Here is a 24139-nt window from a genome sequence, read left to right on the forward strand (position 1 = left end):
TTATCGCTTAAGATTAACTAACTCTTGTAAAATCTCATCACTAGTTGTGATGACACGTGAGTTCGCTTGAAATCCTCTTTGTGTTGTTATCATATCCGTAAATTGAGCCGCTAAATCAACATTACTCATCTCAAGCGCTCCTGGTGTAACCGCCCCAAAACTACCAGTTGCTGGCGCACCGTATTTAGGCGTACCTGAGTTAGGTGTATTTTGAAACAAGTTTCCACCAATTTTTTCCAAACCAGCCGGGTTGTCAAAATCAACAAGGCCTAACGTTTGAAGTACTTTCCTCTCGCCGTTTGTATAAATTCCAATAATTTCACCTTTAGAAGATATATTAAAAGTATCTATAGAACCAGCTGAGTTACCATTAAGTTGAACGCCTTTTGCATCTGACTCTTTTGAAACTTGTGTGAAAGTTCTTACTCCACCAGCTATATCAGCATTTGCAAAGAACATTGATCGATCAAGTGGAATAGTAATATCAGCAGCGCCTGGAACTGTCATAGTTAAGGTACCCGAAACTGAAACATCAGGAGTAGAATCCGGATCTGCAAGAGTATTGAGCGTTACAAGGTCAACTATTTCGCCGCTTTCATTAAATTTAGCATATATATGACCAGCAGTAGTTGCCGAAGCTGCAGGATCAGGATAAACTTGCGTACCAGCAGTATTAGAAATGGTTATTTCTCTATAAGAGTAATTGTAAACAGCTGCAGATGCGGCAGGATCATATTTTGGATCATTAGGATCAACGGTTTTTTTCGCTGTAGTTATAAGTGGTGCATTTTTAAAATTAACGTTTATTGTATGCACATCACCTAGCGAATCATAAAGGTCTGCTGTTGTTGTATAATTTGTATCGGTAAAATTTAAATTACCACTAATTGTTAAGTTAGTTGTTGCAGTTGCATTTTTAGTATCAGACATATTGACTTGAATTGGTTTCATATTTACATCTAGTACTTTTAAACCTTCAGTTGTAACTAAATAACCTTGTTCATCCATTTGAAAGTTACCCGCTCTAGTGTAGTATTTATTTTGAGCATTGGCATCATTAGTTACGACGAAAAAACCAGAACCATCAATCATCAAATCTGTCGCTACATCTGTTCTTTGAATAGAACCTTTTGAATGATTTACAGCTATCGAAGCCACATTCGCTCCTAAGCCGACTTGCATTGGGTTAGTTCCACCTCGTGAATCAGAAGATGAACTTGCACCTTTTAATGTTTGACTATACATTTCAGAAAAAGAAACTGAAGATGCTTTAAATCCAACAGTGTTAACATTTGCGATATTGTTACCAATAACGTCCATTCTTAACTGGTGAGCTCTTAAAGAAGATACACCAGAAAACATTGATCTCATCATAAAATTAACCTCCTAACACAGTGGGGTCTATCATTCGGATATTCCCCTATAGCTTCCTTAAAAGGTCCAGCTACACTATTACCGCGCCATCTATATTAGTAAATACATTGTCTTTTAATTGCTCATCTAAAGCAGCAGTTATAATCGTCTTATTTTGTACACTTGCGACAAACACTTTGTTATCCATCATAATAAGTGCTTCTCTAACGCCCTTTGTTTTCGCTTTATCAACACCATTGTTGATTCGACCTAATTCATCATCCGATAACTCGATATTTCTAGAACTCAATCGATCCATTGCATGTTTTGAAAATTTCACATGATCAATTGATTTGATTTTACTTAAAACATCGTTAAACGAAGGACCTGTTACATTGGTCTTTGAATTGTTTGAATCACCACTAACAGGTTTAGGCGATACCACTTGCGAGCGTCTAATCATATAATCGTTATTCATATTTTTAAAATCACTCATCTTATCACCACCCTAGTGTCCAAGTAAAGAATACACCTCTTCATCAGTTACAGGTTCTGTACTATCTGCACCAACATAACTTGATAGTAATGCATTCATTTTTACAAGTTCATTAAGAATTTTAGTATTTTGTTCTATAATCTCTTTTTGACTATTAACCATATCTTCTGAGCCTTCAGATGTGCCAGAAAGTTTTTCAATCGCCGCTGCCATATCTTCCATCTGTTTTGACATTAAAGCACTTAACTGATTAGTCGTTTCAGATGATGCTGCAATATTTGACAACTGCTCTACCGATGAAAATTGAGCCATTTGGTTCATGTATTCAGTATTATCAGTTGGATTTAAAGGATTTTGGTTTTGTAGTTGAACCATCATCAATTTAAGAAAAGCATCTTTATCCAACACTTGATTTTTTTGTCTAGTTGCGTTTTCAGCATCATTAGAAATTGCATTTAAACGCTTTATTTGATCTTCAGTGAAAGATCCGCTTACATTAAAAGCCATATTTACCTCCTAACCATAATAACTAAAAGTCGATCCTTCTAGTTCGTTTAACTCATACCGGCTAATCTGCTCTAATGGCTCTATATCTAAATTGCCTTCAAGTCTATTACCGTTTTTTTTCTGTTGATCTTTCCCGCGTCCTTGAAAATCAAATGCTTCTTGACCTTCTTTTTTCCCACTATCAACGCTTACGTTAATTTGATCAACTGCATAGCCTTTATTACTTAATGACTGTTTCAAATCGTCTAAGTTCGATTCAATAGCAGCTTTAACAATTTCATTCTCAACCTTTAATTCAGCTAATACTACACCTTTTTGAATATTAAGTTTTAACTCTACGTTGCCAAGTTGTTCTGGTTGTAATTTTACGATCATTGATGTGCCTTGATCGCTTAACTTAATTTGACCTTTTATAGCCTCCATAAGTTGCGATACAACTTCTTGTTTTAACGCTGGAGTAACTGCAACGGTCTGTGTTGTTACAGAATTTCCATTCTTCATCGTCACTTGATGTAAAGAAACACCATTGCTATCTTCAACAACCTTCACTTCAGTTTCTACTGGTACCGAATCAGTTACAACACTTTGCGTTGGTTTAGTAGCTACATTTTGAGAAACAACACTCTCTGATACAACGTTCGATTGATTCACTTTATTCTGCGATTGATTATTCTCTGATTTTGAATCACTATCATTTGAATCAGTATTATTTGATGTAGTTGTCTCAACAATTGAGGCGTTCATCTTAGCGCCTGTAGACACTTCTAAATCTGGTTGTTCAACCGTTTCAGTTAACTTTGAATTGGTTTCATTTGTTGATATAGCTGACAGTAGTGTTTGACTCAATTCTTGTGGCATTACTTCAGTACTTGTATCTGTGGCTTCTAATGTGCTAACGACTTGAGAAATTTTTTGAATCAACTGACTCTCAAAAGATTTGCTCTCAGATTTGTCTTGATCAACTTCTTTAGTTGCTATTTTATCGAGAGTTTCAATCACTTGATTGAGTTGTTTTACGATTTGACTGATATCTTTTGATGATAAATTTTGTCCTAAAGCTGAATCGATTTCAAGTGAGTCTAAAATATCACCCATTGTCTTAAGCATTTCTCCTAGCTCAGGACCACCATCTAACAACTTTTGTAATCCAGTTACATCTAAATTTAAAGATGCTAACAATTGATCAAGCTGTTCATCGTTCATTCCTGTTTCTTTTTTTAACTTTTGCTTTAGCTTTTCAGTCAAATCACTTTTCACATCATCTTTTTCAGCATTTTTAGACGCCTTTTCAATTTTCTGTGATGGTTTATTTTGGAATTTATCATCATCATAAACATCATTATTTTCATTTGATGATTTTGAAACCCCAATATCTGATTGTTTCTTACCCGCATTATTCACTTCAGAAGCAATAGATTTCAATGAAAACTGGTTGTCTTTTTTCTCATATTCATTTTTGGTGTTTAAGCTTCTATCACTATAGCTGGAGCTTTTCACATCCGGCTTAGTGATTGACTCATTTTTTCTAGTAAGGATTTGATTGAAAACATCAACACTAGAATTTTGAGCAACATTTTTAATTTCAATTAAAGGATTGAGAGCTTGCTTATTGTTGAGCAATTCTCGTAGTTGCATACACACCTCCTAATTTTGTGGTAGTGCGAGTTTTCTTGTCAATTCGGAGGACAACGTTTGATCTAATGACGAAAGAATTGTAGCAATCTTATCTTGTGGGAAACTTGTAAGAATCCTCAATATCAAATCTTCATCAGAAATAGTGATCAAATCGCCATTATTGAGCTCATATACCTTTGATGGAGAGGCATTAAGCATCATGTTCTTAACAATTGATACTACCTTTGTCGTATCCATCTTAGAATAGACATTGATTAACTCTTTAACATTATCGTCAAATTCTCGGTATATCTTTAGCGATTTTAATATATCTGGCGTTAATAAATCTTTTCCAGAATCCAGTAACTCATTGGCTTTGATTTTAGCTACTACATCAAAGACAAAAGCTTCATTATTTGATTTTGCTAAAACCTCGCCTGCTTTTTTTGCTCCCAAGTTTTTATAGATTATCGCAAGGTCTTCAAGTGAGTAAATAGAAGTGTCTCCAATGGTATTTACAAGGCTATCCGCGGCTTCCGAAGAATATACACCTGCTATTTGAATCAAGTCCTCTTCACGTCTTTGTAAGCTACTATATGCATTCTTAATTGAAAGTGCCTTAGCGTCAGATAGAGCAGCATAAATTTTATCTCGATCAACTTGATCCAACTGATACAGCAAATTTACTGCAGTGTTATCATCAATATACTCGAAAATAGCTGCTGCATTTTTATGACCATTGATACTATCTTCAATAATCTTATTGACTTCATCTACACCAGCGGTAAGTGGCAAACCTGAAATATAAGCTGCTTGAGCCTTTAAATCATCAGCTTGTTCAGACGAAATCCCCTGAACAGTATTGGCTAGTGCGTCTTTATTTACAGTAGCCTCACGAATTGCTTCAAGAATATTCTTAGTTTTATTGGGATTAATTCTCAACATATCTTTAATGACATCATCATAGGCACGATTATCATCCTTTTGTAAAATTAACAACTTATCTACTGCTCTTGACTCATCAAGACCTAACATATAATCTGAAACGACTCTTATCTGCTCAAGTTCTTCAGCTCTAGTTGGAAATTTTTCGAAATATGTACCCACTGGTCCTGGTGCATTTGACATAATACCATTAACAGTAAGTTTAAAATCTTTATTAAAAAAATAAAGCGTTCCCAATGCCAATAACGGAGTCAAGAACAAAATCAATAAAACGACAAGGCATCCACCTTTACCGCCAGATTTTTTTTCTTTGTCCTTAGATTCAGATTTGGGGATTTCGGGTATTTTTTCAGCCATATTTAATCTCCATTCTTTTTGTTATTGGAAAAATTGACTACTTCTTCAATTAATTTCGCATCAGCTTCGTTTATTGCTTCAATAAATTCATTTAACGCTTGTTCTTTTAATTTATCCATTATTTTTCGCTCTTTCATAGCCTCAACTAATTTTGATTGTGTCAATATGATTTGCTCATCTAATTTAACTATTTCACCTAATAGTTTTTCTCTTTTTTTCTTATAATAAGTTTTGCCTTGATTAAACTGGGACATCTCTGATCTTGCAGTCCCCTCGTTAAGTAACTTTTCAATATGGTGGTTATAGCTTAGGGCATTCTCATTTAAAGCGTCCAAAGCTTCAAGCTTAGTTTGTCTTAACGAAATATATTTTGCAAGTTCGTTCTTTACTTGATCTTCTTTATCCATTCGCATTTTTAAAACGCTTTCATACCTAAATGAGAATTTCTTCATAACCTATACCAAACTCCTTAGGACTACTTAACAATTTCTTTTAGCACATCTAAACTGGTGTCAAATTCTGCACGTTCGTTCGTTCTTTGTTTTAGAAAAGCGTTGATTTGATCAATTTTTGATATTGCAAGGTCAATATGAGGATTTGTCCCCTTTGCATAAGCGCCAATATTGATTAAATCTTCTGAATTGCGATATGTTGCCAAAATTTCTTTAAATCGTAAAGCTGCAAGCAAATGCTCTTCATCTATAATATTAGGCATTACCCTACTAGCACTATCTAAAACATCAATTGCTGGATAATGACCAAGTGCGGCAAGTTTTCTTGTCAAAATAATATGACCATCTAAGATTCCTCTAACGGCATCAGAAATAGGTTCATTAAAGTCATCTCCATCAACTAGAACAGTATAAAGCCCCGTAATTGAGCCAACCGCAGAGTTCCCCGCACGTTCAAGCAATCTAGGTAATACAGCAAAAACTGATGGTGTGTACCCTCTTGTCACTGGTGGTTCTCCTATAGCCAGTCCTATTTCTCTTTGAGCCATAGAAAAACGAGTTACAGAATCCATCATGAGTATGACATTTTTACCTTTGTCTCTAAAATACTCAGCGATTGAAGTTGCAATTAATGCAGCTTTTACCCTTACAAGTGCCGGTTTATCTGATGTAGCAACAACAACAACTGATCGTTTAAGCCCTTCTTCGCCTAAGTCATTATCAATAAACTCTCTAACTTCTCTTCCTCTCTCTCCTACCAGTGCGATGACATTGACATCCGCTTTAGTATACTTTGCAATCATTCCCAAAAGTGTACTTTTACCTACTCCAGAACCTGCAAATATACCTATACGTTGTCCTCTGCCACAAGTTAAAAGCGCATCTAAAGTACGTATCCCTAGTGGAATTGGCTCAACAATTTTATCCCTAAAAAGCGGATTAGGTGGATCGTTGTTAGCAGCATACTTTTTATCTGCAGCTGGTTTACCAAGTTCATCTATTGGGTTACCAAGCCCATCTAGTATTCGGCCTAATAATGCTTCAGAAACATCAACTTGAAGGGCATGACCTAAGGCAACTACTTTGCTCCCCGGTCCTATTCCTTTCATATCACCTAAAGGCATGATCAGTACTTTATCGTTATTAAAACCAACAACTTCACCTTTTAATGGTTCCGTATTTTTTATCGGATAAATATCGCATACTTCACCGATTTCCACTGCTGGGCCAATTGACTCTATCATCATCCCGATAATCTTAGAAACTCTACCACTGAATTTAAGAACGGCATTTTCTTTAAGTGCAGTGCTATATTTTTCTAGCATATCAATCACCTTTCAATAAATCATCAAACAACTTCTTAATTTGTTCCAGCTGAGTACTTAAACTACTGTCTATACTGCCAGATTCAGTGTCGATGATACAAGAGCCATTTTGCAAGGAAGGATCTCTTTTTATATCTATTTCTTCAATTTTATCACTGGTAGCTAAAAGCATTGGCTTTATAGAAAGTGCTTGATTATAATCTTCATTAGAAACACGAATAGAGACCAAATGTGATTTTGTCACTCGACTTATACCTTGTCTAATCAAAGATTCGATTAAAGTCTGATCGGTCTCTACTTTATAATCCAACACTTTTTCCAAAGCTTCCACAACAATATTGATCATCTCAGGTTCAGTTTTTCGAAACAAGTCTTGTCTCATCTGTAACCATTCTTCTTTTATCGCGATCGCTTCGTCAATTATTTGTTTAGCAATTTCCTGACTATCATCAACACCTCTATTATATCCATCTTGGTAACCTTCTGCTTTGGACTGCTCCATGATTCCTTTGGCTTGATCGTAGGCATTGGCAACTATAGCATCACTGCTATTTTGCGCACTTGTCATTTTTTGCTCATACTCACGGTCTGCTTCTTCTAGTATTTGATTCGCTTCGACCTTTGCAGATTCAATTATTTGATTAGCTGCCAAATTAGGTTCATTCCCTTCATTGGCAGCTATTTCTTCAACTTCTATCGTAGACTCGATTTCATGAGCTTTAGTAGATAACACAAAAGCCTTGTCATCTATCACAACTCGCGACGATTTAAACACCTTAGACAATTAATTCATCTCCTCCGCCTCTAGCGATAATGATTTCATTTGCTTCTTCAAGTTTTCTGATGATATTAACAATTTTTTGTTGTGCTTCTTCAACATCTCTGAGTCTTACTGGCCCCATAAAGTCCATATCTTCACGCAGCATCTCGGTCATACGCTTTGACATGTTTGCAAAGATCATCTCTTTAACTTCTTCAGTCGCACCTTTAAGCGCAATCGCTAAATCGCTGTTGTCCACTTCTCTGATAAAACGTTGGATACCAACGCTGTCCAAATTGACAATATCTTCGAAAACAAACATTTTTTTGCGAATTTCTTCAACAAGCTCAGCATTTTGAATTTCCAGTGTTTCAAGAATATATTTTTCAGTACCTCTGTCAACAGAGTTAAGAATATCAACAATACACTGAATTCCACCCGTTGCAGAATAATCTTGCGTAACCATTGAAGACAATTTTCGTTCTAAGACCAGCTCAACTTCCTTGATAATCTCAGGAGATGTACTTCCCATAGTTGCTATTCTCTGTGCAACATCAGCTTGCTTTTCTTGAGGTAAAGCAGATAATACTTGCGCAGATTGATTTGGGTTGAGATATGACAAAATCAAAGCTAAAGTCTGCGGATGTTCGTTCTGGATAAAGTTTAACAATTGATTTGCATCTGTTTTTTTAACAAAATCAAATGGTTTAACTTGAAGTGACGAAGTTAATTTATTGATAATTTCAAGTGCTTTTTGAGAGCCCATCGCTTTTTCAAGGACTTCTTTAGCATAGTTGATACCACCTTCTGATATAAACTCTTGTGCCAAACATACTTGATAGAACTCTTCAAGAACGCTTTCTCTTTCTTCGGGTGTGATTCTATTTACATTTGCAATTTCCAAAGTAAGTTCTTCAATTTCATCATCATGCATATGGCTAAACAGCGCGGCCGAACGTTCTGGTCCAAGGGCAATTAGCAAAATGGCAGCTTTGGTCTTTCCAGAAATTTTTCCTTTTTTAGTAGCCATCTTCCCTCCTAATTATCATTTAACCAAGCACGCAATAACGCTGCTGCGGCTTCTGGATTATTGTCAACAAATTTTTCGATATGGTATTTAGGACTACCTTTATCTTCAGGTGTAGATTCAATTTCTTCAAGTGATTTTTCGATTTCTGCATCTCTAATTGCTGCTTGTTCTGCATCATCACGTTTTTTACGATTTCTTCTTAGAATCATGATTCCTACAATTACTGCTACAAGCGTAATAAGACCTGCTATAATCAAAACTAAAATTGGTATACCAAATATTGTGCCCGCTGTATCCTGTCCAGTATATACATTGTAATATTCCATCGGATCTTGGAATTCTTGTACAAGCACTTGGATATTGCCGTTGTCTGTTCCCGCAGACATAGCGATCAAACTCACCAATTCTGTTTTATGTTCATCTGTAAGTTGTCCATCTACAAGAGATTTAGAGTTTAATAAAACACCTATAGAAAGTGACTTGACATCTCCCTGTGATTTAACTATTTCACGATAAATTTCGTTGAGTTCATAATTTAAGGTTTCACTCGCTTTTTCATATGTTGATCCAGCGCCAGTATTTTCTACAACAGAAGTCGCATCTCCAGTATTAGAATCCGTACCAGGTACACCAGTAGCTGAATCACTAATTACATTTTCCTTGATATTAGTAGCACTTCGTACCATGCCATTAATTTCACCTTCAATTGGTGGACTAAAAAGCGTTTGAGTTTCAGTTTGTTGGTTAAAATCAAGTACTAAGTTCGGTTGAACTTCCACATTGCCAACGCCATATAGTTTTTCTAAAAAAGTCGTTAAATCTTGTTGTAATTGTTTTTGAACACGTTGTTGTAAATCAAATTGTGTATTCGCATTAAAACCTGATCCTGACTCTTGATTGTTAAGTTGTATACCTGAATCATCTAGGATTGTAACATTTTCAGGTTTCAGATCTTTTACAGCGTTGATAATTAAATTAACAATACCACTTACCTGTGCTTCACTTATATTAACACCTGGCTTAAAACTAATTACAACTGAAGCTTTAGATTGTATATCATCTTTAATAAAATAATTGCTTTCTTTTGGGATTTGTAATATTACTGTTGCATTTTCTACAGCTGTAATCGTCTCAATTGATTTTTCAACTGCCGCAGCTGTAGCTTGTATATACATTTGATCTCGCGTTTGAGATGTCATTGTAATTGACTCACTACTAAAAACATCTGACCAACTAAAATTACCTGCTTGTCCAGATACAGCAAGTTCCATACGCGCCTTAGATACATCGGCTTCAGGAACAGAAACAACAGAAGTATCATTACTATCCTTCCATGCAATTCCCATATCGTCTAACTTGGTAGTAATTACTTGTGCTTCAGCGGGTGTCAAACCTTGTGCAACAACTACATATTTTGTACGCGTCAAAAACAGGATACCAAAAGTGACTAGCAAAATTGCCACTATAGTTCCTGCAATAACTAATATTTTATTATTTCGACTTAAACTATTAAACAGATTGACGACACGCTCGCGAAGCTGGTTAAAAAAATTCCCCATGAATTACACCTCGTAGTTATTGTTTGGCATCATAATTGAAGCCTCATAATTTCACTGTAGGCAGCAAGCACCTTATTGGTGACTTCAACAGCTAAATTAATTGACAAATCTGCTTTCATTGCAGCTATTGTAACATCAGACACATTATCAATAGCACCAATTGAAAATAAACTGTCCATTTTTTCTGAATACAATTGATCATCACTTACCTTTTGAAGAGATTGTGCGAGCAATTCTGAGAAATTAACACTTTCATCTTGCAATGTGTTATTAATATCTATCAATTTTTTATCTTTAACCAAAATCGAATTTTGGAGTTGATCAATTTTCAAAATAGCACCACACCTTTCTTATAAAACTATAACAAATGTCACTTTTATAGTATACATGATTTTTATCAAATTACATCCTAGACTATTTTCCTATTTCCAATGCTTTCATAGCCATAGTTTTTGTTGTGTTAACAGCAGTAATATTTGCTTCGTAAGCCCTAGAAGCCGAAATCAAATTGATCATTTCATTGACAACTTCTACATTGGGCAAATTAACATATCCGTTTTCATCTGCATCTGGATGATTGGGATTATATTCTTTCTTAAAAGCAGATTGATCTTCAACAATCCCAGCAATTTCAACACCATTACCAACAGTAGAAGTACCTGAAGCTGAGTTTAGCATTTGCTCAAATGAATTTGCTTCTTGTGCTCGAAATACAGCAACTTTTCTACGATAAGGCGTACCACTTGCGGTCCTAGTTACATTTGCATTCGCAATATTTTCTGATATCAAATCCATTCTTAATCGCTCTGCTGTTAATCCTGATGCACTTACATTAATTGAATTGAAAAAGCCCATAACATCATCTCCTATTTATTAATTCTAAAAGCAGTCTTAAGTCTTGAAAATTGTCCATTTACTTCATTGACGACAGTATTGTAATAAATAGTGTTCTTTGCCATTTCCGCATTTTCCACATCAATGTCTACGTTATTACCATCAACTCTGTAACTTGTATCACTAATGGTTTCTGCTGTTATATCTTCCGTATAAGCTGAAGCAATATGCTTTGGATTAGTCTTAGTCATTGTAACTGACTGGTTGTAATTCATTTGATTTTTAAGAACTTCTTCAAAATTAACTGTTTGTCGTTTATAACCAGGTGTATTTACATTTGCAATGTTATTGGAAATTGCACTATTCTTTTGCCAAGACCCACTTAATGCTTTGCCCATTAAGTCGATTTTTTGAAATGAATTTTTTAACATATCATCGCCTCCAATTATTTATGTTTAATTTATCGGTCATTCAAGCTTAAATGTTGAATTTCACTCAAAATTTTTACCTATACAAGATATACTTTCCTAAACTATATTTTAAACTATATATTGTAGAAAATAAAGTGTTTTTCAGAAAAACACTACTATTGAGGCATCTCACATCCATATTTCTATAAAAAAATAAAAAACCAGCAACAAGTGCTGGTTCTAAAATTAATTTTTGATTTTTCTCAGTTCATCAAGTAAGTGTTCATTTAAAACTTTAATATACGTCCCTTTCATACCGAGTGAACGCGTCTCTATAACGCCTGCACTTTCAAACTTTCTAAGTGCATTTACGATTACCGAACGTGTAATACCAGCTTTATCTGCAATTTTACTTGCAATCAACAAGCCTTCTTCACCATTAAGTTCCTCAAAAATATGAATAACTGCTTCAAATTCAGAATATGAAAGTGTACTAATTGCCATTTGAACAACAGCTTTTTTTCTTACAATATCTTCATGCGCATCACTTTTTGCCCTTATAATTTCAAGACCAATAATTGTTGCTGCATATTCAGCAAGAATCAAATCTTCTTCAAGGTAAATACGATCACGACGTGCAATTATGAATGTACCAAGTCGCTGTGCATTACCAATCACAGGTACAATTGTTGCAAACTTTGAATAACTGCCTAAATCATTTTTGAAAAGTTCAATTAATTTGTCTTGAGTTATATTGAAAAGCGTTTCATTTATTTTCAACAGTTGCTCTTGTTCTTCAGCATTATAGAACTGTTCACCTGCCTCAGTTGATACAACTGCGCTGTCTTCGTAATCGTATAAGCTCACACCTAAAATTTTTCCGCGCTTGCTCACGACATATACATTTGAGTCTAAAATATTCATCATTGTCGTACATAAATCCTTAAAGGATAGGTGCGTTGCACCTGACGTTTGAAGTATCGAATTCAACTTCCTCATTTTACCTAAAATATTGCTTTCCAACTCAATTCCTCCTAATTTTGTTCTACATAATCACAAGTAGAACTATGACACTTAATTAATTCTTGTTTTTTAGTTTTCTTAATCACTAACTGATCATCACATTTTGGGCATTTACGATCAATTGGCATATCCCAAGACACAAAATTACATCTAGGAAATTCTGAACAACCATAAAAAACCTTTAACTTCTTAGATTTTCTCTCGATTATCTCACCATCATCACATAAAGGACATTTTATGCCAAGTTTTTTTAGAATTGGTTTTGTATTATCACAATTTGGATAATCAGAACACGCTAAAAATTTACCATAACGCCCATGTCTAATCAACATTTTCTTGCCACATTTCTCACAATCGATATCTGTTTCCTCGGTTAAATCAACTTTCTCAATTTCTTGATCTGCTCTTTCAAGTAGTTCAACAAAAGGTTTATAGAAGTTTCGAATGATGTTTTTCCAACTTTCATCGCCCTCTTCAATATTGTCAAACTTCGTCTCCATTCCAGCAGTAAAATCAATATCAACTATATTAGAAAAATAGTCGCTCATAATTTCATCAATTATAAAGCCAAGTTCTGTTGGTTTTAAACTTTTCTTGTCTTTGTCTACATACCCTCTGCTTAAAATAGTAGAAATGGTAGGCGCATAAGTACTTGGTCTTCCAATTCCCTTTTCTTCCATCTCTTTAACAAGTGATGCTTCTGTAAATCTTGCAGGTGGTTGCGTAAAATGTTGGGTTGGATCATAACTTTCAATTGGTATAATCTCACCTTCATTTAAATCTGGTAAAATTCGATCCGCTTGATTTCCTAAGCTATAAACTTTCATAAAACCTTCAAACAATAGTTTACTACCATTTACTCTAAATAAATAGCTGCCTATTTTGATTTCAACACTGTGAGCTTCAAATTCAGCACTAGCCATTTGACTAGCCACGAATCTTGACCAAATCAAATCATATAGTTTCATCTGATCTTTGTTAAGCGCTGATTCAATATCTGATGGAGATAGCTCTACCATAGTAGGTCTAATCGCCTCATGTGCATCTTGAGAATTCTTTGAGTTTTTTTGTTTTTTTTCTTCTTTGCCCAGTAAATCTTCTCCGAACTTCTCGCTAATATATGCTCTACAGCTTTCTTTAGCTACTTCGGATATACGCGTTGAATCCGTTCTCATATATGTGATTAAACCAACAGTTCCATGACCTTTAATCGCAATACCTTCATACAATTGCTGAGCAATAATCATCGTTTTCTTTGTTGTAAATCCATATCTATTTGAAGCTTCTTGTTGCAATGAACTGGTAATAAAAGGTGCATAAGGGTTTCTATATTTCTTTTTCTTTTCCACTTTATTAATAACTGCATCTTTATTTTCTAAGTCAGAAAGAATTTTGTTAACACCGTCTTCATTCTCAGGTACAATTTTTCCTGATGCATCCCCATAAAAATCCAATTTTAATGGTTCTTTATCAGATATTAATTTTGTTGTAGCTTCTATTTTCCAGTATTCTTGTGGAACAAAATTAATAATATCCCTTTCGCGGTCGCATATAAGCTTTGTAGCAACTGATTGCACACGGCCAGCGCTCAAGCCTTTTTTAACTTTTCGCCACAATATAGGGCTAATTGAGTAACCAACTAAACGATCGAGAATACGCCTTGCTTGTTGCGCATCAACTAATTTTACATCAATTGCTCGCGGAACCTTTACAGCATTTTTAATTGCGTCTTTTGTGATTTCGTGGAAAGTTACACGACATGGTGAGGCCACATCAATTCCCAAGATAAAAGCTAAATGCCATGCGATCGCCTCACCTTCTCGGTCAGGGTCAGTTGCGAGATAAACTTTATCCGCCTTTTTAGCAGCGCTCTTTAGCGATTTAATTAAATCACCTTTACCTCTTATGTTAATATATTTGGGGTCAAAATCATTTTCTATGTCGACACCCATTGTGCTTTTTGGTAAATCTCTAACGTGACCGATAGAAGCAACTACTTTATAGTTTTTACCAAGAAATTTTTCTATTGTTTTCGCCTTTGCAGGTGATTCTACAATTACTAAGATATTTGACATTTACTTACTCCAATATGTTTTTTGCTTGCCTTTGAGTGTACTTAATAAATTTATATAGAAAAAAACTTCTTGTCAAGACTTTTTTATAACAAAGTTATTTCGTTTATCCCTGAATACTCGCATAAATCTTCTAATATCAACTCGCTTACTGCTGCGAAAATTTCAGAATATTCAAACTTAGTTGAGGCGACTATTTCATCTAAACTTAGATTCTTCATCTTTTTAACAATAAAATAGATCTGTTTTGCAAGTTTTGATAATCCCTCAGGAAAGTTTATTGAATCAGGCATAATTTCTATGTCGATCCCAATTGATTCAAGAACATGTTCAAAATTTATGAGCGGTGTTGCACCATCGTAAATCAATCGATTAGAGCCACTTGATTGTGGAGATAAAATACTGCCTGGTAAAGCATATACAGTTTTGCCTTGCTCAATTGCATGTTGTGCTGTAATCAATGAACCACTTTTTTCTCCTGCTTCAATAATAATTACAACATCTGAAATTGCACTGATAATTCTATTTCGTAAAGGAAATTGATAGCGATTTGGGGTGGTACAAGTTCTGCTTTCTGACAAAATTAGACTATCCGCTTCGAGAATGTTTTGATAGATTTTTGTGTTTGTTTGTGGATATACATGGTTTACATCGGTAGGAAGTACTGCTACAGTATTTCCGCCAGCATCCAGTGCACCCTTGTGAGCCATTGCATCAATGCCAAGAGCAAGTCCACTTACTATAGTAACACCTCTATGTGCTAAATATTTAGACAAATCATAAGCTATTTTTCTACCATATGCTGTAGGTTTTCTACTCCCAATAATGGCAATTCGATTACCGGATGTTAAAAGACTTTTATTGCCTTTTACATACAACAATTTAACTAAAGGTTTATAATTACGTAGCACCAATGGAAATGTATAATTAAGAGGTGAAATCACTTCTACTCCACACTCAATCATCTCAGATAATTCCTGCCTGCTTTTATCTTTAATTATTTTAAGTTCAACCGCAGAGTATTCAATTTTATGACATTCAGATTCAAAATGCAACTTATTTTCAATAATATATTGCCATCTAATATGTTGATAGTCTCCAAAGTACTGTAAAACTCTTTTTTTAATGCTATTATCCCAAGGTATTGACTCTAACATCCAGCAATTGATAATATATTGTTCCATTTTCACCTCATGTAAAAAAATTAGACATTTGTTGGTTGGTTAGGTATGAATAGGCTTCTAGTAAATGATTTTTTTCAACATGCTCACTGCATGCTAAGTCAGCTATAGTCCTAGCGATGCCTACTAATTTGCCGAGGCTTCGCATAGATAATTTCCCCTTCGAATGATATTTAATAGCGATTGATCTCGCCCCCTCATCTAGACCATATAGTATGTTATCATCAAGGATCCCATTGGATTCTTTGGTTGATTTTTCATGTTTTGCCTCCATCACTCTATTCTGTCTAAAAGTAATTGCCTTTTGAATATTGCCCCGTATTTCTAAAGAACTGACTTTCTGATTTGAAGCATTGCTTATCTCACTATTTTCGACTCGATCCATAAATAGGGTCATATCAATTCTATCCAAAATCGGCCATGATAGTTTTCCTATATACCTTTTCACTTCATAATGAGAACAAGTACAAAGATCTTCTTTTGATAAATAATGGCCGCACGGACATGGATTCATAGTTGCAATTAAGGCAAACCTAGAAGGATAATTTAGCGATCGACCTCCTCTAGAGAGATTTACACTTCCGCTTGATAAGGGTTCACGCAATGCTTCAATAGCATCTGATTTGAATTCTCCAACCTCATCAAGGTAGAGAATCCCATTATGTGCTTTTGATATTTCTCCAGGTAAAATCGCCGATCCTCCACCTACCAGTCCAATTCTACTGATCGTGTGGTGTGGTGATCTAAAAGGTCTATACTGAATCAGCCCTTTTGGACTTTCCTCTTCTGAAACACTATAGATTTTTGTAAGTTCAATTTTTTCTTCTAATGTAATCTTAGGCATAATTGTTTCTAACCGTTGAGCAATCATGCTTTTTCCACATCCAGGTGGGCCTATAATCAAGAGATTATGAGTGCCAGCTATTGCTATTTCAGCTGCACGAATCGCTTGTTTTTGTCCAATCACTTCTGAGAAATCCTTGTCAAATTTTCTTTCCTTAACTTCATATGAAACCAATTTTGATCCAACTTTAAGTGAATTTGACTCAATATCTCTAATTAAGGTATCTAAACGCTCATATGGATAAATATCTAGTCCTTTGACAAAAGAAGCCTCCAAATAATTTTCATGTGGTAGTACAACACGTTTTACGCCAGATGTTTTTAAACCTTCAAGCAGGCTCAGTACTCCCTGAATCGGTAAAATACCCCCTTCTAAAGTCAATTCACCAATAAATGCAAAAGTTTCTACAATTTTATAACTTTCCTTTACTATGCAAACATAGATCCCCATTGCCATAGCTAAATCAAGATGTGAACCATCTTTCTTGAGGTTGGCCGGATAAAGATTTTGAATGATTCGATCATCAGGATATCTTATACCTGATGATTTTAATGCAGATTTAATTCTTTCTTTTGATTCCTTTACGATGGTACTTGGTAGTCCAACAATAATATGATTAGGCAGTCCTCTTAGTATATTGGTTTCAATTTCTACGGGTTGTCCTTCTATACCCCAAATAACAGACGCATGAATTCTACTGTACATTTCGCCTCCAAATAATGTAACATATTTATATATTAACCATTATTTTACATTTTGTAAACAAAAAAAAGACATTCCATAATAAGAGTTCAATATAAAAATGCATAAAATTTCAATTTTTTCAGTTGTATAATTATTGTTTGTTAAGAAAATATATTTTCTATCCAATCATATTCAATATTCTCTTCCACCTTAAGAATACCAAGGAAACTCACATTAAACTTGAGAAAAGTGTTACTTTGGGTTTTAACATAGTGCAAAGCAGTTTTCTTCATTCGTTCCATCTTCTTAGCATTAATTGCCTGTCTAGGGGAGCCGTAAGCTAAGCTTGAACGATACTTAACTTCAACAAAATAAAGTATACTTTTTTTGGAAAGTATCAAGTCAATCTCTCCAAAAGGGCAAAAATAGTTCTTATCTACCAATATAAAACCTTTATCTTCAAGATGTTTTAGGGCTAATTCCTCATATATTTTTCCAATTGAACGTTTGTTTTTCATCTACCATTCCTTTATCTTGATCAAGTTTCTTCTATATATAATACAGCAGGTCAATAGCTTTATTACTTCAAATTATTTTTTTTAGACTGATCGACTTGACTAATAAATACCAGAACTTCAGCTACAACTTCATATAATTCGTATGGAATTTGTTCCCCTAGTTCTAATTGCTTCAACTGATTAGATAACTTTTCATCTTCATAGATAGGTATATCATACTCTTTTGCTTTTTTAAGTATATTTTCCGCAATCAACCCCACACCTTTGGCAATAAGTTGAGGCGCAGCATCTTTTTCAGGATTAAATCTCAATGCATTGGCAATTTTTGTTTTTTGATTATGCGCCATTTTTTCACCTATACCTTTATATCAAATCCGAATCCATTTTCTTCATAATCAAACGTATTAAGCTCAAACTTTTGATTCTCTCTTAAGCTAAAGCTCAAATTAAACTGGTATTGGCTAAAAGTATTCAACGATTCGGTTAATAGACCTTTTGAATCTTCAAACACTTTTTTGGTAAGATCAGTTTCAAAATTAAAAGCCAAAGAAACTTGATTTTTCAATTTATGAATTACACATCTTACTTCACCACAATAATCAGTATTTAAAGCTACTAACATAGTAAAATCTTCAAAATCAGATTTTTTTTGATTTTTTTTATAATATAATGAAACCTTTTGGTCACGCTCTCCTTGTTGAATATTGATTGGCATGTACACAACTTGATCATTTACTGGCTTAGATAATACTGCATGCTCTTTGAGCATTGCTATATCTTGTTCTAACTTAGTCTTAACTTCAGAGTCAGGCAACTTAGTTCTGATCAAATCAGAAAGTTTTGTTAACTTTTCAATATCTTCATCTTCACTTTTCATAACTTCAAGTAGTGCGATCACACTTTCTTTATCAAACTTCAAATTGCTCATATGACTTAAGATAGAGTCAAATTTTTGGACAATAATATCTTTATTATTTATTTGTTCGTTAGCTGCAAAAACAGTTTTAATCGAGACTGGTTGTTCATTTTTCAAATGTAGTATATCCGACTCTAAGTTGAATTCTAACAATAAGTTTTTAATTGCTTCAGCCGTGTTTCCACTGTCATTAAATTTATTTACGATTAAATTCAATAACTGTTTTGCATCCTTTTCTAGAAAATTTGAATTTAAATGGATTTCTTCATTAAGACGAGTATTAACGCCTTCATTAGCATTAAGATTGGTTTGGATTTCATTCGCAGTTATAGCTGATGGGTTTTGTGCAGTTGGCGTTTGTGGTAGTGACAAATTGGATATATTACTTTGACTTGAAGGATTTTGGGTCATTACACTCTCTTTTGGGACCGTGTTTGTCAACTCAACTAAATTTGAAGTTTGAGCGGCCTGATCTGGCGAGATTTTAGACGCATTATTGGGCGTATTTCCCGAACTCGTTTGCGCTTCACTTTGTTGAATCAACTTCATAACAAGCGCCTTAATAGGCGTAGACAATTCTTTTGAAAAATCCACTGTCACGCCCTGTTTAAGCTCGCCTACGAGCGTTTTGACTTCTATTAAGCTTTGTCTAATTGCTTGAAAATTTTCCTTTGTCATTGGAACATTAGCGGATTTCATCGCTTCCACTATTTCTCCATTTTCAGCACTAATGATCACACCTAATTTATTAAGTATTTCAGAGGCATTTACACTTGATTGTGAATCGTTTGCCAATTGACCATTTGTTTCGGTCATTATATTGGCGATCAATGCCCCCTCTTTATAATCAACAATCTTTAGCGTCAAAGCTTGTTGATCAGATAATTTAGCATCTCCTATATTAACAAGTAATTGCTGTTCGCCCGAAACAAAAAGAGCAGTTTGATTTTGAGTAGCACCAGAAATATGCCCCTGCAAAACTTTTCCTACCATAGATTTTAATTCTGTATTTGTTTGACCTTTGACGAAACTAATCGTGCTTTGAACGATATTATTTTGGGAGATCCTCATTTTCAACCCCCTTTAAAAAACTTCTACGATGCTCAGGTAATAAGCCATGAGCGCGAATAGCTTTATAGTGAACGTCTGTACCATATCCCTTATTTGATTCAAAACCATAATCAGGGTACATTTTAGCAAGCTTGAGCATCATGCGATCTCGACTTACTTTAGCTAAAATAGATGCCGCTGCGATACTAACACTTTTTGAATCACCTTTAATGATGTCTTTTTGCGGTAGATCGATATTGGGTAGCTTGAGCGCATCTATTAATAAGTAATCTGGTGCTATTTCCATAGCGGATATAGCTCTACTCATCGCAAGTTTAGTTGCATTTAGAATATTGATTTCATCAATTTCGATGTGGTCAGCAACGCCTATACCATAAGAAACAGCTTCACTTACAATCACATCAAACAAGCGTTCTCTTTGTTCAGCCGATAGTTTTTTTGAATCATCTATACCTGTAAAATCCATATCGGGTTTAAGTATTACTGCTGCGGCAACAACAGGGCCAATTAAAGGGCCTCTACCCGCTTCATCAAGTCCAGCAACAAAACAATATCCATTTTGCCATGCAAGTTGTTCAAACTGAACAATCTTTTCCAAACGTTCAATTTCTAGCCTTCTTAACTCCATTTTTCGTTCCATTGTTTTTGCAATTTGTTGACAAGCAACTCTACCATCATTTCTTAGTAACTTGATAAAAGATTCACGATCAGACACTTCAAGACTTTCAACATTTAATTTAATTTCTTTGATGCTATATCTACTTAAATCCGTTGCTGATATAATCTCACTTCTATCTTTAGACATATTGATAACCTCTATATCGGTATTTTATCATATAAACTATATTGTCGATTCACTTTTTATTTCAATGTCTTCTTGGACTTCATCTGAATCTTTAATTGGAATTTCTAACGTGATTTTACCAATAATACCTTTTCTAAAATCGTCGACAATTAACCTAGATGCTTTTTCTAGATCAACTTCATTGCCCTTAACAAGACAACCTCGTTTACGTCCTATTGCAGTCATTATCTCAACCGTATCTTCGATTGATTCATCAATTTTATAGCGTTCTTTGAACAAGTGATCATAATCTACCTTAAGTAAGTTAATCAAATGAAAAGCTATATCTTCAATATTTAGGACTTCATCTTTAATAGCACCTGAACAAGCTAATTTGATACCCATCATATCTTCTTCAATTTTAGGCCAAAGTATACCTGGTGTGTCGAACAACTCTAAATCCTTGTTTAGTCTAATCCATTGCTTGCCTCTTGTTACGCCTGGTTTATTGCCTGTTTTTGCTGCACTTTTTCCTGCAAGCTTATTTATCAACGATGATTTACCAACGTTAGGTATACCTACAATCATAGCTCTAATTGGTCGCATGAGTCGTCCTTGACGCTTTGCTTTTTCAATGACTTCTATAGAAGCAGCTCTTGCTTCATTAATTAATTCCGCCACGCCTTCACCCGTCAAAGAATTGATAGGGATTGCTTTTATACCTAACCCCTCATAGTATTGTATCCATCGTTTTGTTCGCTGTGGGTCTGCTAAATCGAATTTGTTAAGGGCAACAACTCGATTTTTATGTCCTACTAATTGATCAAATTGAGGATTTCTGCTACTAATGGGAATTCTAGCATCTAACAATTCGATTACGACATCTACTAATTTGAGATTTGCTTCAATCAAATCTCTTGTTTTTTTCATATGCCCTGGATACCAGTTTATACTCATTCATTACTCCTTTATAGTCATATGTTAATTTTAACATATTCTTGTGATTACTAGAAACGCTTTATAATATGTCTATATAAATCTAAAGGGACCTATAAAGGTCCCTTTTGATTATTTGGTCAAGATTACTTGAATTTTTTCTTTTCTTTAACTTTAGCAGATTTGCCAAGTCTAGCTCTTAAATAATTCAATTTAGCTCTTCTTACTTTACCTTCTCTTACTACTTCGATTTTCTCGATTTTTGGAGAATGTAATGGTAATGTTTTCTCAACGCCTACACCGTAAGAAATTTTTCTTACTGTGAAAGTTTCAGAAACGCCGCCGTTTTGTCTCTTAAGAACAGTTCCTTCGAAAAGCTGAATTCTCTCTCTCTTACCTTCTTTTACTTTAAGGTGTACTTTTACAGTATCACCAACGTTAAAAGCTGGAAGATCATTTCTTAATTGTTCATTATCGATAGTCTTAATGATATTTTGGTTCATATAACTACCTCCTTCCTTCGTAGACGTTCTTAATAGCGATTGCTAAAAGAGGACCATCCGTATTACAACAAAATGTATTATATCATCTAAACGCACTGATTACAAGTACTTTTTAAGCAATTTAAGTACTGATTTTTCATGCGGTTTATTCTTATATTTTTCAAACAAATCAGGTCTTCTTTCTTTGGTAACCATCATCGATTGTTCTAGTCGCCACTTGGCTATCTCTCCATGGTGTCCAGAAAGTAAAACATCTGGTATTTTAATACCATCAATTTGGGCTGGCCTCGTATAATGTGGATATTCTAAAAGATCCATTGCAAAGCTTTCTTCATCGGCAGAAGAATGATTGGTGAGTACACTATCCACCATACGGCTCACACTATCTACAACGACCATGGCTGCAAGTTCTCCACCTGTGAGTACATAATCTCCTATAGATAACTCTTCATCCACATAGTTATCTATGAAGCGCTGGTCCACACCTTCATAGTGCCCACACACCAAAACTAACTCATCCAATTTTGAAAGTTCAACAACTTTCTCATGATTAAGTGTTGTTCCTCTTGGAGACATGTAGATCACCTTAGAATTTCGTTTTCTTTCAATTGATTCAAGTGCATCTCGGAGCGGTTGCACAGCCATAACCATGCCAGCACCACCACCGAATGGATAATCATCAACTTTTTTGTGCTTGTCTTTCGAAAAATCTCGTATTTGCACCGTATCAATTGAAATTACTTTTTTGTCCACTGCATTACCAATAATACTCGTTTCCATAAAACTTGTAAATTGTTCGGGAAACAAAGTTAAGATATGAAACTTCATTCCATCATCCCCTCAATTAAATGAACGGTGATTTTTTTCTGTTTAATGTCAATTTGTTTTACAAACTCATCAACTACTGGGATATAAAATATTTTTCCGTCAGACACCTTTTTAATTTCATATAAGTCTTGTGCTGTATTTTGTAGTACATCTTTTAAGTGTCCTAGCAAGTCACCATTTTCATCCAATATTTCACAACCAATCAAGTCCACAACATAATGACCCTCGCCATCATCAGGGCTATCTTTTCTTTCAATATAAACATTTTTATTAAGAAGTTCTGTAATTTTGTTAATATCATCGTAGCCTTTAAATTTAAGCAGCACCATGTTTTTATGTACTCTTGAAGATTCAATCAAGTACTTCGCTTTACCAAAGCCTTCAATATACAAGTAATCAAAAAATTCAAATTTATCTAGATCGTCTGTATAAGGATAAATTTTAATTTCTCCTTTGACGCCATGTGTATTGACAATCTTGCCCATGTTAAAGCAGCCTTCCATAGTTCCTCCAATTTATCTTACATATAGTTAAAATTATGCTTATGAAAATAGCTATTTCAAGTAGACTCACAAGAAATAGCTAATATCATTAATTATTGTATGATTTCTACAACAACTCTCTTGTTTTCTTTAGTTGCAGCAGCCTTGACAACTGTACGAATTGCCTTAGCGATTCTACCTTGTTTACCAATCACTTTGCCCATATCTTCTGGAGCAACCTTAAGCTCGATGATAACAGATTGAGAACCCTCAACCTCTCTAACTTCAACGCTTTCTGGATGATCTACCAAGGAAGCCGCAATGATTTTTACCAATTCGCTCATTTCATCACCTCGTATGCTAATTACTTCGCATCGTAAACGCCGTGTTTTTTGAAAAGCGCTTTTACAGTTTCAGTAGGTTGTGCACCATTGCTTAACCATTGATTTGCTTTTTCAGTATCAAGTTTAACTTGTTCAGTTTCTAAAAGTGGATTAAAGTAACCGATTTGATCGATAAACTTACCATCTCTTGGAGATCTTGAATCTGCAACAACAACTCTATAGAAAGGTTTTTTCTTAGAACCCATTCTTGTTAATCTGATCTTAACTGCCATAATTTTCACCTCCTTAATTTATTTACTCTTATCATGAAT

27 protein-coding genes are annotated in these 24139 nt (G+C 34.6%); all 27 read right to left on the minus strand.

Features of this window, described 5'->3' with window-relative positions:
- The 27 genes from QE109_RS00635 to rpsP all read right to left on the minus strand — a co-directional run bounded on the left by QE109_RS00635 (position 1) and on the right by rpsP (position 24100).
- Positions 1-1374, minus strand: coding sequence for a flagellar hook protein FlgE (locus QE109_RS00635; protein ID WP_281092425.1), 1374 nt, complete (start codon positions 1372-1374; stop codon positions 1-3).
- Positions 1375-1444: 70 nt separating this feature from the next.
- Entirely contained in the window at positions 1445-1849 is a 405-nt protein-coding gene (locus QE109_RS00640) for a TIGR02530 family flagellar biosynthesis protein (RefSeq protein ID WP_281092426.1), read from the minus strand.
- A 12-nt stretch (positions 1850-1861) separates the two neighbouring features.
- Positions 1862-2356, minus strand: a complete 495-nt coding sequence (locus tag QE109_RS00645; RefSeq protein ID WP_281092427.1) for a flagellar hook assembly protein FlgD — start codon at positions 2354-2356, stop codon at positions 1862-1864.
- A gap of 9 nt (positions 2357-2365) precedes the next feature.
- On the minus strand, positions 2366-3991 hold the full coding sequence (locus QE109_RS00650; RefSeq protein WP_281092428.1) for a flagellar hook-length control protein FliK: 1626 nt from the start codon (positions 3989-3991) through the stop codon (positions 2366-2368).
- A 9-nt stretch (positions 3992-4000) separates the two neighbouring features.
- A complete protein-coding gene (locus tag QE109_RS00655; RefSeq protein ID WP_281092429.1) occupies positions 4001-5272 on the minus strand; it encodes a hypothetical protein in 1272 nt (423 codons plus the stop codon).
- A gap of 2 nt (positions 5273-5274) precedes the next feature.
- The gene (fliJ, locus tag QE109_RS00660) at positions 5275-5724 is read right to left on the minus strand and encodes a flagellar export protein FliJ (RefSeq protein WP_281092430.1); all 450 of its coding nucleotides are present in this window, start codon (positions 5722-5724) and stop codon (positions 5275-5277) included.
- Positions 5725-5747: 23 nt separating this feature from the next.
- On the minus strand, positions 5748-7049 hold the full coding sequence (fliI, locus tag QE109_RS00665; protein ID WP_281092431.1) for a flagellar protein export ATPase FliI: 1302 nt from the start codon (positions 7047-7049) through the stop codon (positions 5748-5750).
- A gap of 1 nt (position 7050) precedes the next feature.
- Positions 7051-7824, minus strand: coding sequence for a FliH/SctL family protein (locus QE109_RS00670; RefSeq protein ID WP_281092976.1), 774 nt, complete (start codon positions 7822-7824; stop codon positions 7051-7053).
- Position 7825: 1 nt separating this feature from the next.
- The gene (gene fliG / locus QE109_RS00675; RefSeq protein WP_281092432.1) at positions 7826-8839 is read right to left on the minus strand and encodes a flagellar motor switch protein FliG; all 1014 of its coding nucleotides are present in this window, start codon (positions 8837-8839) and stop codon (positions 7826-7828) included.
- A gap of 8 nt (positions 8840-8847) precedes the next feature.
- The gene (fliF, locus tag QE109_RS00680; protein ID WP_281092433.1) at positions 8848-10398 is read right to left on the minus strand and encodes a flagellar basal-body MS-ring/collar protein FliF; all 1551 of its coding nucleotides are present in this window, start codon (positions 10396-10398) and stop codon (positions 8848-8850) included.
- Between the two features lie 29 nt (positions 10399-10427).
- A complete protein-coding gene (gene fliE / locus QE109_RS00685) occupies positions 10428-10730 on the minus strand; it encodes a flagellar hook-basal body complex protein FliE (protein ID WP_281092434.1) in 303 nt (100 codons plus the stop codon).
- An 82-nt stretch (positions 10731-10812) separates the two neighbouring features.
- Positions 10813-11253, minus strand: a complete 441-nt coding sequence (flgC, locus tag QE109_RS00690) for a flagellar basal body rod protein FlgC (RefSeq protein ID WP_281092435.1) — start codon at positions 11251-11253, stop codon at positions 10813-10815.
- An 11-nt stretch (positions 11254-11264) separates the two neighbouring features.
- Complete coding sequence (gene flgB / locus QE109_RS00695) at positions 11265-11663, minus strand: flagellar basal body rod protein FlgB (RefSeq protein WP_281092436.1); 399 nt, start codon at positions 11661-11663, stop codon at positions 11265-11267.
- A 225-nt stretch (positions 11664-11888) separates the two neighbouring features.
- On the minus strand, positions 11889-12665 hold the full coding sequence (gene codY / locus QE109_RS00700) for a GTP-sensing pleiotropic transcriptional regulator CodY (protein WP_281092437.1): 777 nt from the start codon (positions 12663-12665) through the stop codon (positions 11889-11891).
- 11 nt (positions 12666-12676) lie between these two features.
- Entirely contained in the window at positions 12677-14740 is a 2064-nt protein-coding gene (gene topA, locus QE109_RS00705; RefSeq protein ID WP_281092438.1) for a type I DNA topoisomerase, read from the minus strand.
- 83 nt (positions 14741-14823) lie between these two features.
- Complete coding sequence (dprA, locus tag QE109_RS00710) at positions 14824-15921, minus strand: DNA-processing protein DprA (RefSeq protein WP_281092439.1); 1098 nt, start codon at positions 15919-15921, stop codon at positions 14824-14826.
- Positions 15922-15928: 7 nt separating this feature from the next.
- Entirely contained in the window at positions 15929-17467 is a 1539-nt protein-coding gene (locus tag QE109_RS00715; protein ID WP_281092440.1) for a YifB family Mg chelatase-like AAA ATPase, read from the minus strand.
- 140 nt (positions 17468-17607) lie between these two features.
- Positions 17608-17964, minus strand: coding sequence for a YraN family protein (locus QE109_RS00720; protein ID WP_281092441.1), 357 nt, complete (start codon positions 17962-17964; stop codon positions 17608-17610).
- Between the two features lie 62 nt (positions 17965-18026).
- Positions 18027-18311 (minus strand): EscU/YscU/HrcU family type III secretion system export apparatus switch protein, encoded by a 285-nt coding sequence (locus QE109_RS00725; protein ID WP_281092442.1) that lies wholly within the window; start codon positions 18309-18311, stop codon positions 18027-18029.
- Positions 18312-18319: 8 nt separating this feature from the next.
- On the minus strand, positions 18320-19951 hold the full coding sequence (locus tag QE109_RS00730) for a hypothetical protein (protein WP_281092443.1): 1632 nt from the start codon (positions 19949-19951) through the stop codon (positions 18320-18322).
- The gene (locus QE109_RS00735) at positions 19932-20756 is read right to left on the minus strand and encodes a ribonuclease HII (RefSeq protein ID WP_281092444.1); all 825 of its coding nucleotides are present in this window, start codon (positions 20754-20756) and stop codon (positions 19932-19934) included. The genes QE109_RS00730 and QE109_RS00735 overlap by 20 nt, the downstream gene beginning before the upstream one ends.
- A gap of 36 nt (positions 20757-20792) precedes the next feature.
- Positions 20793-21692 carry a ribosome biogenesis GTPase YlqF gene (gene ylqF / locus QE109_RS00740; protein ID WP_281092445.1) on the minus strand — a complete coding sequence of 300 codons (900 nt, stop codon included), beginning with the start codon at positions 21690-21692 and terminating at the stop codon, positions 20793-20795.
- A gap of 125 nt (positions 21693-21817) precedes the next feature.
- Positions 21818-22174, minus strand: a complete 357-nt coding sequence (rplS, locus tag QE109_RS00745) for a 50S ribosomal protein L19 (protein ID WP_281092446.1) — start codon at positions 22172-22174, stop codon at positions 21818-21820.
- A 99-nt stretch (positions 22175-22273) separates the two neighbouring features.
- A complete protein-coding gene (trmD, locus tag QE109_RS00750) occupies positions 22274-23002 on the minus strand; it encodes a tRNA (guanosine(37)-N1)-methyltransferase TrmD (protein ID WP_281092447.1) in 729 nt (242 codons plus the stop codon).
- Positions 22999-23505, minus strand: coding sequence for a ribosome maturation factor RimM (gene rimM, locus QE109_RS00755; protein WP_281092448.1), 507 nt, complete (start codon positions 23503-23505; stop codon positions 22999-23001). Before rimM ends, trmD begins: the two co-directional genes overlap by 4 nt.
- A gap of 92 nt (positions 23506-23597) precedes the next feature.
- The gene (locus QE109_RS00760) at positions 23598-23828 is read right to left on the minus strand and encodes a KH domain-containing protein (protein ID WP_281092449.1); all 231 of its coding nucleotides are present in this window, start codon (positions 23826-23828) and stop codon (positions 23598-23600) included.
- A gap of 20 nt (positions 23829-23848) precedes the next feature.
- A complete protein-coding gene (gene rpsP / locus QE109_RS00765; RefSeq protein WP_281092450.1) occupies positions 23849-24100 on the minus strand; it encodes a 30S ribosomal protein S16 in 252 nt (83 codons plus the stop codon).
- Positions 24101-24139 lie beyond the last annotated feature (39 nt).

It is taken from the genome of Fusibacter bizertensis, assembly GCF_029914245.1.
Taxonomy (GTDB): Bacteria; Bacillota; Clostridia; order Peptostreptococcales; family Acidaminobacteraceae; genus Fusibacter_C; species Fusibacter_C bizertensis.